At 71.4% G+C, this 17559-nt stretch carries 18 protein-coding genes; 10 read left to right on the plus strand and 8 right to left on the minus strand.

Features of this window, described 5'->3' with window-relative positions:
• The first annotated feature begins 31 nt into the window (after positions 1-31).
• Positions 32-907: a GNAT family N-acetyltransferase gene (locus tag ABD830_RS16335; protein WP_344987894.1), complete on the plus strand. Its 876-nt coding sequence runs from the start codon at positions 32-34 to the stop codon at positions 905-907.
• Positions 908-1041: 134 nt separating this feature from the next.
• On the plus strand, positions 1042-1368 hold the full coding sequence (locus tag ABD830_RS16340; RefSeq protein ID WP_344987896.1) for a hypothetical protein: 327 nt from the start codon (positions 1042-1044) through the stop codon (positions 1366-1368).
• Positions 1369-1519: 151 nt separating this feature from the next.
• Here the strand turns inward: ABD830_RS16340 and ABD830_RS16345 are convergent, their stop codons facing one another.
• Together ABD830_RS16345 and ABD830_RS16350 are read right to left on the minus strand one after the other, a co-directional pair.
• A complete protein-coding gene (locus ABD830_RS16345) occupies positions 1520-2644 on the minus strand; it encodes an acyltransferase family protein (protein ID WP_344987898.1) in 1125 nt (374 codons plus the stop codon).
• On the minus strand, positions 2634-3695 hold the full coding sequence (locus ABD830_RS16350; RefSeq protein WP_344987900.1) for an alpha/beta hydrolase: 1062 nt from the start codon (positions 3693-3695) through the stop codon (positions 2634-2636). The genes ABD830_RS16345 and ABD830_RS16350 overlap by 11 nt, the downstream gene beginning before the upstream one ends.
• Before the next feature lie 134 nt (positions 3696-3829).
• Between ABD830_RS16350 and ABD830_RS16355 the strand changes: the two genes are divergently transcribed.
• Together ABD830_RS16355 and ABD830_RS16360 are read left to right on the plus strand one after the other, a co-directional pair.
• Complete coding sequence (locus ABD830_RS16355; protein ID WP_344987902.1) at positions 3830-5170, plus strand: histidine kinase; 1341 nt, start codon at positions 3830-3832, stop codon at positions 5168-5170.
• On the plus strand, positions 5167-5823 hold the full coding sequence (locus ABD830_RS16360) for a response regulator (RefSeq protein ID WP_344987904.1): 657 nt from the start codon (positions 5167-5169) through the stop codon (positions 5821-5823). Before ABD830_RS16355 ends, ABD830_RS16360 begins: the two co-directional genes overlap by 4 nt.
• Positions 5824-5932: 109 nt before the next feature.
• Here the strand turns inward: ABD830_RS16360 and ABD830_RS16365 are convergent, their stop codons facing one another.
• Positions 5933-6058, minus strand: a complete 126-nt coding sequence (locus ABD830_RS16365) for a hypothetical protein (protein ID WP_344987906.1) — start codon at positions 6056-6058, stop codon at positions 5933-5935.
• A 180-nt stretch (positions 6059-6238) separates the two neighbouring features.
• Between ABD830_RS16365 and ABD830_RS16370 the strand changes: the two genes are divergently transcribed.
• Both ABD830_RS16370 and ABD830_RS16375 read left to right on the plus strand, forming a co-directional pair.
• The gene (locus ABD830_RS16370; RefSeq protein ID WP_344987908.1) at positions 6239-6709 is read left to right on the plus strand and encodes a GbsR/MarR family transcriptional regulator; all 471 of its coding nucleotides are present in this window, start codon (positions 6239-6241) and stop codon (positions 6707-6709) included.
• A gap of 82 nt (positions 6710-6791) precedes the next feature.
• Positions 6792-7985 carry a cytochrome P450 gene (locus ABD830_RS16375; protein WP_344987909.1) on the plus strand — a complete coding sequence of 398 codons (1194 nt, stop codon included), beginning with the start codon at positions 6792-6794 and terminating at the stop codon, positions 7983-7985.
• A 161-nt stretch (positions 7986-8146) separates the two neighbouring features.
• On the opposite strand, the gene ABD830_RS16380 is transcribed toward ABD830_RS16375, so the two are convergent.
• Both ABD830_RS16380 and ABD830_RS16385 read right to left on the minus strand, forming a co-directional pair.
• On the minus strand, positions 8147-10720 hold the full coding sequence (locus tag ABD830_RS16380) for a DUF7825 domain-containing protein (RefSeq protein ID WP_344987910.1): 2574 nt from the start codon (positions 10718-10720) through the stop codon (positions 8147-8149).
• Between the two features lie 36 nt (positions 10721-10756).
• A complete protein-coding gene (locus tag ABD830_RS16385; RefSeq protein WP_344987912.1) occupies positions 10757-10885 on the minus strand; it encodes a hypothetical protein in 129 nt (42 codons plus the stop codon).
• Between the two features lie 239 nt (positions 10886-11124).
• Between ABD830_RS16385 and ABD830_RS16390 the strand changes: the two genes are divergently transcribed.
• A complete protein-coding gene (locus ABD830_RS16390) occupies positions 11125-11385 on the plus strand; it encodes a hypothetical protein (protein WP_344987914.1) in 261 nt (86 codons plus the stop codon).
• Positions 11386-11792: 407 nt separating this feature from the next.
• On the opposite strand, the gene ABD830_RS16395 is transcribed toward ABD830_RS16390, so the two are convergent.
• Positions 11793-12398: a hypothetical protein gene (locus tag ABD830_RS16395; protein WP_344987916.1), complete on the minus strand. Its 606-nt coding sequence runs from the start codon at positions 12396-12398 to the stop codon at positions 11793-11795.
• Between the two features lie 189 nt (positions 12399-12587).
• Between ABD830_RS16395 and ABD830_RS16400 the strand changes: the two genes are divergently transcribed.
• Positions 12588-13325 carry an alpha/beta hydrolase gene (locus ABD830_RS16400; protein ID WP_344988706.1) on the plus strand — a complete coding sequence of 246 codons (738 nt, stop codon included), beginning with the start codon at positions 12588-12590 and terminating at the stop codon, positions 13323-13325.
• Between the two features lie 42 nt (positions 13326-13367).
• Here the strand turns inward: ABD830_RS16400 and ABD830_RS16405 are convergent, their stop codons facing one another.
• Positions 13368-14390, minus strand: a complete 1023-nt coding sequence (locus ABD830_RS16405; protein WP_344987918.1) for a zinc-dependent alcohol dehydrogenase family protein — start codon at positions 14388-14390, stop codon at positions 13368-13370.
• Positions 14391-14652: 262 nt separating this feature from the next.
• Between ABD830_RS16405 and ABD830_RS16410 the strand changes: the two genes are divergently transcribed.
• Both ABD830_RS16410 and ABD830_RS16415 read left to right on the plus strand, forming a co-directional pair.
• Entirely contained in the window at positions 14653-15531 is an 879-nt protein-coding gene (locus tag ABD830_RS16410; RefSeq protein WP_344987920.1) for a helix-turn-helix transcriptional regulator, read from the plus strand.
• Positions 15532-15581: 50 nt separating this feature from the next.
• On the plus strand, positions 15582-16295 hold the full coding sequence (locus ABD830_RS16415) for an SDR family NAD(P)-dependent oxidoreductase (protein WP_344987921.1): 714 nt from the start codon (positions 15582-15584) through the stop codon (positions 16293-16295).
• A 36-nt stretch (positions 16296-16331) separates the two neighbouring features.
• Here ABD830_RS16415 and ABD830_RS16420 read toward each other — a convergent pair whose 3' ends face one another.
• Positions 16332-17513: an MFS transporter gene (locus ABD830_RS16420; RefSeq protein WP_344987922.1), complete on the minus strand. Its 1182-nt coding sequence runs from the start codon at positions 17511-17513 to the stop codon at positions 16332-16334.
• Positions 17514-17559 lie beyond the last annotated feature (46 nt).

The following is a 17559-nucleotide window of genomic DNA, read 5'->3' on the forward strand; positions in this document are numbered from 1 at the left end:
GTCGCATCACCATGTCCACGACAATGGCGCGGTGTTGAGCAAGCGCGCCTATACCGACGCCGACCTGCCCTGGCTTCAGGAGTGCGTGGCCGGATGGATCGCCCGCGCGGGCCGGTGCGGCTACGACCACATCGGCGAGCTGCCGCACCGGATCTACGAGAACCTGCGCGGCCGCCGCCCTGTCGGCGAGGTCGTGCACGTGTGGGAGCACGCCGGCGAGCTGGCCGGGCTGACCGTCAACACCCGTTTCGGCAACGCCTTCGACGTCTTCGCCGCTCCCGGGCTGCGCGGCTCCGAGGCGGAGATCGCGATGATCGAGGACGCCTGCGTGACCACCGGCCACGGCGTCGACGAGGTGCTCACCGACGTCTTCGACTGCGACCACGTACGCATCGAGCTTCTCGAGCGTCTCGGCTTCACCCGCTTCCGCGTCTGGGACGACATACGGGAGAGGCCGCTCGCCGACGTCCCGCCGGAGCCGGAGCCTCCCGAGGGCTTCACCGTCCGCGGGGCCCGCCTGTCCGACGCCGACGGGCTGGCCGAGGCCCACAACGGCGCCTTCCAGGCGGGCTGGACCGGTGCGGAGTACCGCGACGAGGTCATGCGCAAGCCCGGATACGACCCGGCCCGCGAGGTCGTCGCCGAGGCTCCCGACGGCCGCATCGCGGCCTTCGCCGTCTACTGGGTCGACACCCGTAACGGCCTGGGCCACTTCGAGCCCGTGGGCACTCACCCCGGCTTCCGGCGCAGGGGCCTGGCTCGCGCGGTGATGCTGCACGCCATGCACCGCATGAGCTCGCTGACCACCGTCACGGTCAACCACAACGCGGAGAACCTCGCGGCCCGCAAGCTTTATGAGAGCCTCGGCTTCACCAAACGCCACGAGACGTACGGCTACCGCCGCTGACGCCCGGCAACGCGGCACCTCGAGCGCCGGTGGCGCCCGTCACGGGACCACCGGCGCGCTGATCATGCGGGCGTCAGACGTGCACGCCCCGTGAATTGATCTTGAACGAGTCGCCACCAGTCAGGCACCCGGCTATGACCGAACATTACCATCTGATTACTTTCAGCAGTCGCCGATCGGCCCAGGAAAACCCAGCCGATGTCGAACTACCAGCCCGCGATCAGCACGGCTACACCGCCGGCGTTGGCCGGTTACGGACGCTGGCGACCTGTAATGAGCTGCTCGCGCGCGTGCTGCTCGCGGGCGCGCCGGTGCCGCCGCAACTCGCCGAGCAGCTGCGGCCGTTGGTGGCGCCCCGCTACGTGGTGTCGGTGCTGCGCGTCCCCGGCCCGACGGTGTCCGAGCAGACCGGTTCCGCCCGCGCACCCTGGACTACCGGCTGCAGCGCGTCCGCAAGGTGACCGGCCTCGAACCCGGCTCCACCCTCGGCGTACGGATGCTCAGCACGGCGGTTGCGCCTGCTGGCCCGGTGAAGAAATCCAGCCGCTATGGGCACTCCCACCCCGAGGCGACGTCGCCTCCCACACCGTGGCCGGGGGCCGAATGGTTGCGTCAATGGCCCCGATCGAGCCCGCTCCTGGGAGGGCGCGTGAGGGCGGTGCAGCAGGCCAGCAGGGCCAGCGCGAACGCCGGCAGCCAGGCCAGCCGGGCGAGCACCCAGGCAGGGCTGTCGGGCACGGTGTGCAGGCCGGGCAGTGGCCGGTCGGCGAGCAGGCCGAGTGCGGTGACCGCGATCATGGCGGTCTGGTGCCACAGGTAGATCGGCATGGCCGACAGGTTGGCCATCGCCACGGCCGCCCACGCGGCGGGGCGGGCCAGCACGCGGCGCAGCGGGCCGAGCAGCAGCAGCGCCGCCCCGCATTGGGCCAGGCCGAAGGCGACGGCCGCGAGGGTGGGCGGGGACTGGTTGGAGATGGGGGCGCCGGGCACGCCCACCATGGATGCCGGGTAACCGGCCCACAGGACGAGCGCGGCACTGGCCGTGGCGCCGCCGATCAGCAGCGTCCATCCGGTCGCCCGGTCACGCAGGCGGCCGCGGCTCCAGGCCGCGCCCAGGCAGTACGGCACCAGCCAGCCGGCGGCGACGTTGACCCAGCCGATCCAGCCCGGCCCGCCCACCCCGAACCTGACGAGGTCGACGAGGTCGACGAGGGCGACCACGGCGAGCGGCCACGCCGGGTGGAGGCCGGTGACCAGCGGGGTCGCCGCCGTCAGCGCGGCGAAGACCAGCAGGAACCACAGCGGCGACCACACCAGCTTGGCCAGCGCGTTCACCGTCTGCAGGTCGGCCCCGAAGGCGAGCATCGCGGCGGCCGCCGCCGCCCAGACCGCCAGCACGGCGCCGACCGGCCGGAACAGGCGGGCCGTGCGGCCGCCGAGCCACCGCGCGTAGGACAGGCCGCGGGCACGGGCGCGGGTGTGGCTCGTGGCGGCCATCTGCCCGCCCACGAGGAAGAACAGCGCCATGGTCTGGAAGAGCCACGAGGCGGGCGCCAGATAGGGCATGTGCCGCAGCGGGCTGGCCACGTACAGGGTGCCGCTGTCGGCGACCAGGGCGCTCACCAGCCAGTGGCCGAGCACCACGCCGCCGATGGCCAGGGCGCGCAGCGCGTCGACGCCGCGGTCGCGGCCGGAGGGGGTCGCCACCTCGATGCGCCGGAGGAGGTCATGCTGCACGGCGGGCCTCGACGGGGGCGTGTCCGGAGACGGGGGCATGTCCGGAGACGGGGGCATGTCCGGAGACGGGGGCATGTCCGGAGACGGGGGCATGTCCGGAGACGGGGGCATGTCCGGAGACGGGGGCGTGTCCGGAGACGATTGCGGCGATGTTCCGCAGCGGCAGGGAGCCGGCTTTCAGGTAGTCGCTGTGACCGCCGTCGCCTGCCGCGAAGACGCGGGCGCCGAAGCCCGGCGAGACCGGGTCGGCGCCGAACCCGAGGGCGCCGAGCCGGACGTGCGGCACACGGGCGACCCAGTCGCCGCCGGCGCGGCCGGCCCAGACTTCCGCCCGCGTACGCAGGCCGGCGACGTGCTCGACGGTGACGCCGGGGCTGCCGATCAGGATCAGCCGCTCGACGTCCAGCGCGGGCGCGGCCCGGCCGCAGACCACGGTGCCGTAGGAATGGCACAGCAGGGAGACGCGGGCGGCGGGCCTGGCCGCGCCCAGCTCCCGTACGAACGCGCGCAACGCCGGAGCGCCCTCCTCGGCGCGGCCGGCGGTCAGCGACGACAGGCTGACCAGGCTGGGCGTGCGGTAGCCGAGCCAGCCGACGACCGCGGACCGCTCGCCGAGCTGCTGCGACAGCCTCAGCGCGCCGCCGCGCAGGAGCCCGTACTTGTCGAGGGTGGTGTCGCTGCCGGGGACCAGCACCACGATCCGCTCGGCCGCCGCGAGGTCGCCGAAGACCTCGACGGCACGGCCGCCGTCGCGGCCGTCGAAGGAGAGAAACCGGCGTCCGGGATCGGCCATGGCGCGCAGCAGCGCGGCCCGCCGCAGGTCACCGTGGTCCGCGGCCATCCGTTCGGCCGCACGAACGGCGTCCCGGGTCGCCGCGTACCGTACGGCCAAGGTCTCGGGGGTCGCGGCCCGCAGCGGGGCGAGCGGGGCGGGAACGGGCGCGGGGACCGCGGCGGGGCGCGCCGCGCCGGTCACCGGCGCCGCCACCGAGGCGGAGACGAATGCGGCGAGCAGGGTACGGCGCAGACGGGGCGCTTTGACATCGATCACCCGATCGACGGTGCCGCAGGCGGTACCCGCACCACATCGAACCGGCGTCTGCATTCGCGCAGGTGCCGGGATACCACGGTTGTACGACCGTGGTCCGATGCGGAGGCGAGGGGGACGCCGATACGATCCTGGGCATGCACGTGACGCCGCCATTGCCGCTGCTCAAACGGGTGCCACCGGGCGCCTGGACGGTCGTGGCGTGGTTTGGCGGCCTGGTGTTCACGTTCCTGGTGCGGGTCAGGCTCCCAGGGGAGAGCGAGCCCGGCGTGTGGCCCGCGGCCCAGTTCTTCCGCTGGGACGGGCTGACGAACCTGGCGGTGGCCACCGCGGTCGCGCTGTACGGCTGCGCGCTGCTGCGGCGCCGGCCGCTGACGGCGCTGTGGCTGCTGATGACCGGCTCCGTCCTGGCCTGCCTTCCGCTGGCCGTGGGAGCGATTCCGCTGGCCCAATACCTGGCGGTCGACGTCGCGATGTGCTTCATCGCGGCCGGCGCCGCGCGCCGGACGGGGGTCGCCGCCCTCGCCGGCGCGCTGATCGTCCTGGCCGCCTACCTGGCCACGCGGATGCTGGCCGGCTGGCCGGTCGGCCTCTCGGCGGAGCTGGCCGTGGCCATGACGGTGGTCATCGCCTGGCTGATCGGCCACTCGGTGCGCCAGGCGCGCGAGCACGCCGAGACGCTGATCGCCAAGGCCACCGTGCAGGCCGCCACCGACGAACGGCTGCGCATCTCCCGGGAGCTGCACGACACGGTCGCGCACAGCATCAGCGTCATCGCCCTGCAGGCCGGCGCGGCACGCCGCGTCATCGACACCCAGCCGGCCAGGGCGAGCCAGGCGCTCGGCGAGATCGAGACGGTCGGCCGGGAGACGCTGTCCGGGCTGCGCCGGATGGTGGGGGCGCTGCGCCACACCCAGGAGGACCGGCCCCACGACGTGGCCGAGTCGCATCCGTCACGCGGCCTGACCGAGCCCCACCCATCACCCGACCTGACCGAGCCCCACCCATCACGCAGCCTGACCGAGTCGCATCCGCCGCCGGGCCTGGCCCAGCTGCATCCGTCACGCGGCTTGGCCGAGCTGCATCCGTCGCCCGGCCTGGCCGACCTGGACCGGCTGGCCGCAGCGACCACGGACGCCGGCGTCCGCGTCGAGGTGCATCGGCGGGGCGAGCCGTACCGGCTGCCGCCGGAGATCGACATCTCCGCCTACCGCATCGTCCAGGAGGCGATCACCAACGTCGTGCGCCACGCCGGCACGGGCTCGTGCCGGGTGTCCGTGGAGTACGGCGACGGCGAGCTGGCCCTCGAGGTCCTCGATGACGGGCACGGCCCGCGTCGTGCGTCAGGCGGCGGCTACGGCCTGGTCGGGATGCGCGAGCGCGTCAGCCTGCTGCACGGCACCTTCTCCGCCGGCCCGCGGCCCGGAGGCGGCTTCCGGGTGGCGGCCCGCCTGCCCCTGACGGCCGCGGTTCGATGACCATCCGCGTCCTCCTGGCCGACGACCAGCCGCTCATTCGCACCGCCCTGCAGATGGTCATCTCCGATGCCCCCGACCTCGAGGTCGTCGGGGAGGCCGCGACGGGGCTGGAGGCCGTCCAGCTGGCCGGCGAGCTCCGCCCCGACGTGGTGGTGATGGACATCCGCATGCCCGGAATGGACGGCATCGACGCCACCCGGCTCATCACCCGGGGATCCGGCCCGGCCCAGGTCGTCGTCCTGACGACGTTCGACGAGGACGACAATGTCTATGGCGCGCTGCGCGCCGGCGCGTCCGGGTTCCTCGTCAAGGACATGGCGCTCGACGACATCCTCGCCGCGATCCGGGTCGTGGCCGCCGGCGACGCCCTGATCGCACCGGCCGTCACCCGGCGGCTCATCGAGGCGTTCGCCGACCGCCCCGGCTCCGCTCCGGCGCCGCGCGAGCTGGAAGGCATCACCGAGCGCGAACGCGAGGTCCTGACCCTGATCGCCCGCGGCCTGTCCAACAACGAGATCGCCGTCGACCTGTCCATCAGCGTCGCCACCGTCAAGGCGTATGTGACCCGGCTGCTGGCCAAGCTCGACGCGCGTGACCGGGTCCAGCTCGTCATCATCGCCTACGAGGCGGGACTGGTGTCATCGTCCAGGTGACCGACCGCTCGCCACTCCTCCCGGAGAGACGGCCGGGACGTCCTGGGCTTGCTGCGGTCAGAGCGCGGCGACGCGATTGCCGAGGCGGCTGGCGCGCCGATCCCCAGGATCACGCGATCTGCTCGTGATGTGCCAAGGCGCGGCGGAGGTAGCCGTGCCGGTGGGCGGGGCTACCCGTGAGCGAGGCCATCGCCGACGAGAACACCACCGACCGGAGCCTCAGCGACCACTGCACCGTCTTCCTCCCCGGTCTACGGCGCCGATGACCGCCCCATCGAATCCGAGATCACCAATCGCCCCGATCCTGGGCCGCAGGTGATCCACGCCACATGAAGTCCCAGTCGTTGCCCGCGCCAGACACCGGACGTACGCTTCGTCAAGTACGTACTTTACGATCCTCTCGGAGTTGGCATAGATGGATCCCCGGGAACGCGAGTTCGTCGACCGGATGGGGCTGGTCATGGAGCGACTCGGCGGGACACGGACGATGGGCCGCCTGTACGCCTGGCTGATCATCTGCGAGCCGCCGCACCAGTCCCTGACCGATCTGGCGGCGCGGCTCGGCGTGAGCAAGACCGCGGTCAGCACCGTCGCCAGGCAACTGGAGATGGCCGGAATGGTCGAGCGCGTCCCCACGTCGGGCCGCGAGCACCATTACCAGGTGGTCCACGGCGGCTGGGAACACGTCATGCGGGTCCAGTTCGCCCTTCTCCGACCGGCGGTGGAGGCGTTGGAGTTCGGGCTGTCGATCGTCGGCGACGATCGGCCCGAGCAGCGGGCGCGGCTGCGGGACACCAAGGAGTTCTTCGCCTTCGTCGAGTACGACGGAGAGCAGTTCCTCCAACGCTGGCAGGAGTATCGCGAGAAAACGGCAGCCGGCGACTGAGGGCGTCGTGCCCGCGCCCTGAAATGCTCGACCGCCGCGCCTCACGTACACCGATCACAGGTTCACGACCAAGGGAGGGGCGATGACCGACATCGTCAAGCGGTACAACATCCCCGAACAGCTCTTCTGGCTGCACGGACCGCGATCGGGCCCGCCGGTCGAGTACGACGCCGCCACCGGGATGTGGAACGTCTACGGCTATCCCGAACTGCACGAGGTCCTCAGCGACCCCGCGACGTTCTCCTCCGACACCATGCGCGTGGTACCCGAGGCTCTGAAGCCCAAGGACTTCTCCTTGAAGGGCTTCATCACCCAGATCGACCCACCGGAGCACGGCAAACTGCGCAAACTCGTCAGCAGCGCCTTCACCCGGAAGGTCGTCGCGGATCTCGAACCGAGGATCGCCGCCCTCACCCACGAACTGCTCGACGCGGCACAGGACCGCGGCCGGCTGGAGCTGGTCACCGATCTGGCCTACCCGCTGCCCGTCATCGTCATCGCCGAACTCCTGGGCGTGCCCAGCAGCGACCGAGCTCTGTTCAAACAGTGGGCCGATGGGCTGTTCCAACGCGACACCAAGGTCTCACTCGCCGAACCCGCCGAAGATCAGCGTGTGAACGTCGAGACCTCGCTGAAGCCCTGGAGGGAGATGTCCGACTATCTCGCCGGGCACGCCGCCGAACGTAGAAAGCAGCCACGCGCCGACCTGCTCACCAAGCTGGTCGAAGCCGAGGTCGACGGCGAGCGCCTTCCCGACGACCAGGTGGTGAACTTCGCCATCATCCTGCTGCTCGCCGGACACATCACCACGACGATGCTGCTCGGCAACACGGTGCTGTGCCTGGACGCCTATCCCGAGCAACAGGACAAGGTACGGGCCGACCGCTCCTCCATCCCGGACGTCATCGAGGAATCCCTGCGCCTGTTCACCCCCTTCGCCGCGCTCGGCCGCTCCACCACCCGCGAAGTCGAACTCGGCGGCGTGACCATCCCCGCCGATCAGATGGTCATGACCTGGGTCGGAGTGGCCAACAGAGATCCCCGCCAGTTCCCCGACCCCGACGTCTTCAACCCCGACCGCGACCCCAACCCGCATCTCGCCTTCGGCCGCGGCATCCACTTCTGCCTCGGCGCCCCGTTGGCCCGCCTGGAGGGACGCGTCGCCCTGAACATCCTCCTCGACCGACTCAACCCCCTGCGCACCGATCCGGACGACCCGGTGGAGTTCATGCCGACGCCGACCATGACAGGCGTCCGCCGTCTTCCCCTGATCTGACGACCCCGGCCACAACTGCCCGGAGTCCTGTCGGGGCAGTTGTGGCCGGAAACGCACCGTGGACCGGAAAAGGCGTCCTCGCCCGTGAAGCGAGGGCGCCGACGCCTCCCGCTCCCCGGTCCGACCCAGCCCTCCGGCGTACTACCTCTTCCTTACGCGTATCAGACGGCCACCAGGTGCCGTAACCGCCGCGCCTCCTGCACGAGCCTGCTCGACCCCCTACGGTCCGCCAGCGCCGCCACGTCCGGCAGCTCGGCACGCGCCCCAGCGATCCTGGCCGCCCTCGCCCCCGCCGCCAGCAGGTCCGCCACCCCCGCACGCGGCCGTTCGCCCTCCTTCGGCAGCAGTCCCGGCAGCAGCCGTACGACCACCTCCCACACCGTCTCATGCGCTCCCGCCTGCGTGGCGTCGTCGAGCGCCGACACCACCCGGTTGAGCTTGACCAGGCCCCGCGTGACCAGTGTTGTGACCGCCTCCCCCAGCGCCGCCACCGGGACCTGCCCGCGTGCCGCCAGCGTCAGCAGCGCGTCGGTGGCGGCGGCGCGGTTGGTGGCGTTGGCGTGGCCCATGCCGCAGGCCAGCACGTGGGCCATGCCCTCGCCGATCGGGCCGTCCGCGTATGCGAGGCGCACCAGCGCCCGGGTGGGCAGGGAGGTGGAGTCCATGTTGGCCCACACGTTCCAGACCATGTGCGCGGCCACGATCTCACGGTGCGATGGCATGGCGAGAGACCACCCCTCGAGCGTGGACCCGTGCCCGGTCTCGAGCCGGTACAACTCGCGGATCGGCTCGATCTGGTACAGCTCGCGGAGCGGCTCAGGCAGGTCGCCCGGCGCATCAAGCACGGTCTCGAGGACCAGCATCGATCTCCCGTACGGCAGGCGATGCTCCGCCACGAAGACCTTCACCCCCGCATCGGGCAGACCGCCGCCGCGCATCCAGTCGGCGCACGCGCGGCCCGCCGCCGAGGACAGCCCCTCCGCTCTCCGCACGCACACCTCCGGGATGTCGCGGGGCAGCCGCAGCAGGGCCTGCGCCAGATCGACGGGAAGCGCCCGCGCGCCCGACGTCTCCAGCACCTCCAGGCGATCGAGCAGCACCTCGGGATCGATGTGGCCGGTGCCGGCGGTGGGTGTGGCCAACAGGACCGGACAGTCGCCGCCGTCCTGGAACGACCGCGCGAGCTCGTGAGCGCGGCGCAGGCAGAGCCGGTCGAACGCGCGCAGCTGCCGAGCCTCCCTGGCGGCGGTCTTCGACAGCCGCCGGCTGTCCCCGGGCGAGGTGAACGCGAGGAGGGCCCGGCGCACGGCCTGAGCAGGGCCGTCCTGGAGCCGGCCGCCGAAAAGACCGAAGAACCCCGGATCGAGCGTTTCGCGCCAGGGACGCAACGCCTCGTGAAGCGCGTCGGGCGCCCGCCGCGCCCACTCGACCAGCCCGGCCAGGAGGAGTTCGAACGTGTACGGGTCCAGCTCAGGGGCGGCGGCCTCGCGCACGAGCTGCTCCGGCGAGGCGATGGGCGCCGGCATCGCCGGGCCGTCCCCGACCGGGGGAAGGGGGACGAACGTGACCTCCTCCGCCTCGATGCCGCCCCCGTACGCGGCCGAGACCTTCTCCCGCAGCTCGTCCGGAAGCCCGGCCGCCGCCTGGCGGACCGCCTCACGGCCTGGCTCACCGGCCTGGCGGGCCACCTTGACGGCCAGCCGCACGGCGCGTTCCTGCAGCGCCAGCGTGTCCTGCGCGAAGATCAGGGACAGCGCGCCGAGCACGGCGTCCACCCGCCCGGCGTCGCGCAGTACGGCATCGCCGGCCCACGAGACGGCCGCGCGCAGCAGCTTCTTCTCCGGCCGGAACGCCAGCGCCTGCACCGCCTCGGCGAACAGCTCCTCCTCCAGCCGCCCCGCCTCCTCCAGCCGTCGCAACTGCGCCAGGGCCAGATCGGCCACGGGAACCGGCCCGGCGGGCAGCAGCCTGACGTAGTCTCCGGCCCGCTCGGCCGACTCGTCGATGTCGAGATCGAGCCGGTCGTGCAGGATCGCGAGGGCGGCCGTCGCGGACGGCCCGTCACGCAGCAGCCGCCCGATGAGGCCGTCGATGACCGTCTTGCGCTCCAGCAGGCCGTCCTCGACGAGCCGGGTGATCGTGCCCACCTGACCGTCGATGGCCTCGCCCAGGCCGTCGATCTCGAAGAGCCGCGGCGCGAACGCCGCGAACAGCGGGTCCGTGGCCGTCGGACCAGAGCCGAGCGCGCGTACCCAGCCCACCATGAACGCGTCACCGTCCGGCGGCTCGATGCCGGTCTCGCGTACCAACGCCGCGGTCACCGACCAATAGCGCAGGTCGGGCAGGCGCATCCGCTGGGCGAGGCGGCGCGCCAGGTCCGCCTTCCACTTGGCGGGCCGCTCGCGCATCAGCTCGAGAATGAGCTCCTCATCGCCTCGCAACCAGCCGAATTCGCGCCTGAACAACCACGTCGCGACGGCCGCGGCCCCACCCAGACACGCGACCCCCGCCAGCAGCACCGACCTGAGGTGCTCCCGCCAGATCGACCAGTCGCCCCCGGGCCCCGACGCGGCCAGGTGCGCGGGCAGCAGCTCCGCGACCGCCTTCCGGTCGTCCGCGTCCAGCTCGCCGAGCAGGCGGATCACCTTGCCGCTCTCGCCACGCGCGGCCAGCTTGAACAGCCGCTCCCACGCGCGGTCACCTCTCCGGCGGGCCGGGAAGAAGATCGGGCGCACGACTACACCTCCGCTGCGTCAGCCAACGCGGCGACCCTAGCGGGTGCCCACGACAATCTCGGGCCCCGCGAGGGCGGCGGCGATCGGCTCGGCCGCCGCCTGATGCGGAATGCCGACCGCGCGGCCAGGACCGTACGCGACGAGCCCGGCTGACCAGCGCCTCATCGTCCAGCGGAACGTCCGGCCGGATATGACCCCGTCCCGGGGTTGACTGCTTCGCCTTTCATCCCTTTGATGAGGCGGAGTGAACATGGGGAGCCACCGCGAGGCCCATAGGGCGCGTCGGCAACTGGTGCTGTACGACTCGCGGGCGGGCCGACGATCTGGCAAGGCCGCTGGCCGTTCGGATATGGTCCACCCCCCGAAGCGGCAAAACCGAAGCGATCAAGGCTGGTATCTGACACATGACGGCATCGCCTGGACAGAGTGACCTGATCGACGACATCCAGGGCCGGCTGGAGAACTGCGGGTGGCAGGCCGAAAGCGGCGAAGGGTGGCGCTGGGTCGACCACGCCTACCAGAACGACGACGCGACGCTCCGGATCAGGTATCTGCCCGACGGCGACGTGATCCGATTCGATTTCGAATCCGAGGAGCACCTGGCGCGGCTCTCCATCTCCTTCGAGGACTCCCTGGACCAGATTCTCGATTTGCGGAGGTCGTAGTCGATCCCGCCGGCCAGGTCGGCGGAGAGCGTGTCACCGAGGATCGGGCTGGACAGCCCGGCGTCCAGGGCCCTGGCGTGGAGAGTGAGCAGCAGCGTTTCCCGGATCAGCCCGAGTTCAGGTTGCCGGCGGTGCATGGTGGTTCTTCACCGGCGTAGCGAATGGCGGGCCAGGCGTCGTCTTCGATGCGGTAGGAGGAGGTGCGATCACCGGTCCTTGTTCGAAGGTCGCATCCTCCTCTGCTGATCGTGTGCCGGCTCACTGCGTCATGGCGGCCACCGACTCGTAGGTGGGTGTCGGGGAGCCGCGTCTTGCGTAGGTAAAGGTCGAAACCAGTCGATCGCGAGCGCCATGGTCTCCTCCAGGCCTGGGCCGGTGTGGAGGCCGAGCACGGCGCTCCAGCGGTCCTAAGCGAGCGAGTCCAGTTCGTCTGCTCGCCGGAGATCCTTGGGGCGGCCTATGGCGCGGCGCATCCGGATCAGGTCTTCTCGGGAGACGTAGTGAACTTCGAGGCCACTGGGGTCGACCACGGTGATCGCGCGGTCGAGGAACTCGCGGACCCGAAGGCCGCCCCAGGGCAGCTCCGGGGTGCAGCAGTCGCCGCCGGCTCCGGGTGAGGTGAACTCCACTTTGGGGCAGAGAAAGGAATCCGGGTGAGTTGCTACGGGGCTGCCCTTTCCGTCAATCAGGTGGGCGTTGACGGAGGCGAAGGCGGCCGCCAGGGCTGGGGCGTGGGCCGGGAGGCCGTCCCAGAGCAGGTCCAGATCGCCGGTCAGTTCGGTGGATCCATGCATGATGCCGGCGACCTGCCCGATCACCACGGCTCGGACGCCGTGGCGATGGAGGGCTTCGAGCAGCGGGAACGGGTCGAACCCGAGGGCACCGTCCGTGCCGATCGTGCCGACGTCGTCGTCGGCGTCCTGGTGGCCCAGGCCGGTGCCCGCTCGGTTCTGAGCCAGTTCACGGGTGCGCCGGGCGGCGGCGCGGAGTCGTTCCAGCGGTTCGTCGATCATCTTGACTCATGTAACACCCGGCCACACCATGACGCACTCGAATTTCCGCGCGGCCTTCCCACTAGTCTCTGATCACCGTCGGCACCCGAACGAACGAGACGCTCCATGACCCACCCAGATGTGACAGAACTCCGCGAAAGCTCGCGTCGGCGAGCCGCTGACCGGCCCAAGGGGCCTGCGTTGAGCCAGGTGGAAGATGTCCGCGGCCCGAACGGCATCCCGCTGCGCCACTACCGGCCGGCCGAGCAGCCACGGCCGCTGGTGGTGTTCGCGCACGGAGGCGCCTTCGTGCTCGGCGACCTCGACACCCACGACCGCACCTGCCGGCGCATCGCCGACATCTGCGACGTCGAGGTGCTGGCCGTCGACTACCGGCTCGCGCCCGAGCATCCCTGCCCCGCGGCCATCGACGACGTGGCCGCCGTACTGCGCTGGGCGAGCCCGGCGGCGGTGGCCGGCGACAGCGCGGGCGGCTACCTGGCGACCATGGCGTGCCTGCGACTGCGCGACGCCGGCGACGCCCTGCCCGGTCTGCAGATCCTGATCTGCCCCAACACCGACCTGACGCTCTCGCAGCCCAGCGTCCTCGACAAGGGCACCGGCCACGCGCTCGATGCCGACTTCCTCGCCTGGGCCATCACCTGCTGGACGCCGGACCCTGCCGACCGCGCGCCCGCCAGCCCGCTGCTGGCGCCAGACCTGCACGGCATACCCGACGCACTCATCGTGACCGCCGAACACGATGCGTTGCGCGACGAAGGCGACGCCTACGCGCATCGGCTGGCACAGGCCGGCGCGCACGTGGTGCACCGCCAGGAACCCGGCCTGGAGCACGGCTTCATCCAGAACATGGACCTGACCTCCCCCGAGGCGGCCGCCGCCCATAAACGGCTGTTCGACGACATCGCCGGCCTGATCCACAGATGAGCCCGGGAGCGCTGCCGGGGCCGCGCATTCCTGGGTGATCGGTCAGGGGGTCAGCAGGGCCTTGACGGCGCGGCGATCGTCCATCGCCCGGTAGGCCTCCGCGGCCTGCTCCAGCGGCAGGACGAGGTCGAAGACCTTGCCCGGGTCGATCTGCCGGTTCCAGATCAGGTCGATCAACTGCGGCAGGTACTGGCGGACCGGCGCGGGGCCGCCGTGCAGATGGACGCGGGAGAAGAACAGCTCCTCGCCGTCCAGCTTCACGCCGTGGGCGACGCCGACGTAGCCGACGTGCCCGCCGGGGCGGGTGGAGCGGATCGCCTGCAGCATCGACTCCTGGGTGCCGACCGCCTCGACGACAGAGTGCGCGCCCAGCCCGCCGGTCAGCTCCTTGATCCTGGCCACGCCTTCGTCGCCGCGCTCGGTGACGATGTCGGTGGCGCCGAACTCACGTGCGAGCTTCTGCCGCGGCTCGTGGCGGCTCATGGCGATGATCCGCTCCGCCCCTAGCTGCTTGGCGGCCAGCACCGCCAGCAGACCCACCGCACCGTCCCCGACCACGGCGACCGTCTTGCCCAGCCCGGCCTCGGCGGCGGTCGCGGCGAACCAGCCGGTGCCCAGCACGTCGGAGGCGGCCAGCAGGCTCGGGATCAGGTCGGCGTCCGGCATACCCGGCGTGGCCACCAGCGTGCCGTCGGCCAGCGGGACGCGCAGCCGCTCCGCCTGGGCGCCCATCGCGTTCATCCACTCACGCTGGACGCAGGAGGTCTGGTAGCCGGCGCGGCAGATCTCGCAGGTGTTGTCCGAGGCGGAGAAGCCGCCGACCACGAACTGGCCGGGCCTGATCGTGGTGACCTCGCTGCCGACCTCCTCCACGATGCCCACATACTCATGGCCGATCGGGGAAGGGCCGTCGATGGGCTCGACCCCGCGGTACGGCCACAGATCCGAACCACACACGCAGGTCGCGGACAGCCGGATGACGGCGTCCGTCGGGCGCAGGATCTTCGGGTCCTCTCGCTCCTCCACCCGGAAGTCACCGGGGGCGTGCATCAAGACACCACGCATGGCTTACTCCTTATTCTGTGCTGACTACCCAAGGTGATCGAATCCGTGCGGGCGACGCCGACGGAACGCGGTCAGCCGGCCAGGCTTCCCCGCCGCAGACCGGCCCCAGCCTGGGAGTACCCTCCGCAATTCCGAACGCACCCTTGGCAAAGGGGCGCCACCGCATCCATGGAACCGGCATTGCCGGCCCGTAACCAGGTTCTGATGAAGGGTGTACTGGCAGTACATCCCTTCAGCTCAGCGCTGGACGTACGGTCGGGGTGTGGACAATCGTGACGAAGCCCGCGAGTTCCTCATCTCGCGGCGCGCCAGGATCACGCCGAAGCAGGCCGGGCTGCCGCCCGGCACCCGGCGCCGCGTGCCCGGGCTGCGCAGGAGCGAGGTCGCGGCCCTGGCCGACGTCAGCGTCGAGTACTACGCCAAGCTCGAACGCGGCCACCTCGCCGGTGTCTCGCCGAGCGTGCTCGAAGCGGTCGCACGCGCGCTCCGACTCGACGACGCCGAACGGGCCCACCTGCTTCACCTGGCCCAGGCCGCGGAAGGCTCCGACGCGCTCGCGCGGCCCCGAACACGCTCCAGCAGGCATTGGATGCCGCACAAGAGCCTGCAGTGGACGCTGGACGCCATCACCGCCGGCCCCGCGTGGGTCGCCAACGGCCGCCTCGACGTGCTCGCCGTCAACCGGCTCGCCCGCGCCTTCTTCAGTGACGTCTACAACAGCACCATGCCGCCGAACATGGCCCGCTTCCAGTTCCTCGACCCCGCCGCCCGCCGCTTCTACCCCGACTGGGACCACATCGCCGACATGACCGTGGACCTGCTGCGCACCGAGGCCGGCCGCAACCCCCACGACAAGGACCTCCACGACCTGGTGGGAGAGCTGTCCACCCGCAGCGACGCCTTCCGCACCCGCTGGGGCGCCCACAATGTCCTTCGCCACGGCACCGGCGTCAAACGCTTCCGCCACCCGGTCGTCGGCGACCTCACCCTTGCCTGGGAGGCCCTCGCCATGACCTCCGAACCCGGCCTCACCCTCACCGTCTACACCGCCGAACCCGGCTCACCCTCCGAAGAGGGCCTGCGCCTGCTCGGCTCCTGGGCCGCCTCCCAGGACGACGCCTCGCCCATCCACCGCCTCTGACGCCGCAAGCGGCGGGCACCCATCACCGCACAGACGGGGAGATGACTGATATGGCACTGATTCTGGTGACCGGGGCATCGAGCGGGCTCGGGCACGACACGGCGAACGCGCTGGCCGACGAGGGGCATGACGTGGTCTTCCACGTCCGCAATCGGGCCCGTCTGACCGACGCGGGTGACACCTCCCGGTGGAAAGACGTCGTCGTCGGAGATCTCGGCAAGCTTGACGAGATCCGCGGCGTGGCCCGGCAAGTGTCCAGGTTCGGCCGCTTCGACGCCGTCATCCACAACGCCGGCGTCCTGCACTCTCCCGACGTGACCACCGTCAACATCGTCGCGCCGTACATGCTGACGGCCCTGATGGACAAACCGGCCAGGCTCGTCTACCTCAGCAGCTCCATGCACCGATCCGGCTCCACCGACCTGCGACGGCTGACCGACGGCACCGCTTCCTACAGCGACAGCAAACTGTGGGTCACCACCCTCGCGCTCGCCCTCGCGTCACGGTGGGCAGACACCTCCAGCCATGCGGTCGACCCCGGGTGGGTCCCCACCCGCATGGGCGGTCCCGGCGCACCGGACGACCTGATCGCCGGGCACCGGACCCAGGTGTGGCTCGCCACCCACCATGACGTGACCCCGAGCACCGGCGGGTACTGGTACCACCGGCAGACGCAGCCGCCACACCCCGCCTCGCAGGACGAAGAGTTCCAGGCTCGCCTCCTTGAGGTCCTGGAAAGTCACACTGGCGTCCCGCTCGACTGACCGCGCCCTCCGCCGCTCCGGGGCGAAGAGCGCGGGTCAGCTCGATCGGCGGGCGACGGCGGGCATCAGGACGAAGGCGAACAGCGCGCACAGGATGCCCGTTGCGGCGCAGGCCCACCACAGCGCTTGGGCCTGGAACAGGACGGCGCCGACAGCGGGCCCGGCGAAGCGGGCGATGGCGGTGGTCCAGCCGTACAGTGCCTGGTACGTGCCGTGCGAGCCGTCGGGGGTGAGGTCGGCGATCAGCGCCGCCTCGAAGCCCGCCATGCCGATCTCACCGATCGACCACAGCACCACCGTGGCCACGTAGTGCCAGGGCCGGTCGGCCACGCCGGTCAGCGCCAGGCCGGCGCCCACCACCGCCATGGAGACGCCGAGGACCGGCAGACGGGGCAGCCGGGACAGCCAGGCGACGAACAGCGGCTGGAAGATCACCACGATGGCGCCGTTGACGGTGATGAGCAGTCCGTACAGGGAGGCGGGGAGCCCGTCGGCGGCCAGGGCCAGGGGCAGCGCGTAGGAGGCCTGGGCGTACAGGACGAGGCCGATCAGCAGGAAGATCAGCGCGGCGATCAGCACCCGGTCGCGGGCCGCGATCGCGTAACCGTTGCGCGCGGACTTGGGCGCGGCTCTGTCGTGGCCTGCGGGGATGCCGACGTACACGATCACGGCGAACGCGACGCTCGTGGTGACGTCCAGGACCACCAGGAGCCAGAACCCGTGGGCGAGCAGCAGCCCGGCGATGGCGCCGGCGGCGGCGGCGCCGACGTTGACCGCCCAGTGCATGAGCCCGAACGCCTTGGGCCGCAGGTGCGGCGGGGTGGTCTCGGCGACCAACGCTGAGGCGGCGGGCCGGTAGACGTCGCCGGCCAGTCCCATGGCCACGGCGGCGGCCATCAGCCAGGCCAGGCTGCCGGCCGCGCCGATGAGGATCAGGCAGGTCGCGGTGGCCAGCAGGCCGCCGATCAGGGTGAGGCGGCGGCCGAACCGGTCGGCCAGGTACCCGCCGAGGGGCTGCCCGCCCAGACCACCCAGCCCGTACGCCGAGACGACGGCGGCGATCTGGCCGGCCTCGTACCCCCGGCCGGTCAGGTAGAACACCAGGAACGGCAGCACGACCCCGCCGAACCGATTGACCAGCTGGCCGGAGAACAGCAGCCAGAACACCTTGGGCAGCCCCTGGAAGACGGTGGGGCGAGCGGGAGCCGTGATCGTCATGACTGCATGGTGCGGGCGGGCCATGGCGCGGGGCGACACATTCGGT

Source organism: Nonomuraea helvata (assembly GCF_039535785.1).
Lineage (GTDB): Bacteria > Actinomycetota > Actinomycetes > Streptosporangiales > Streptosporangiaceae > Nonomuraea > Nonomuraea helvata.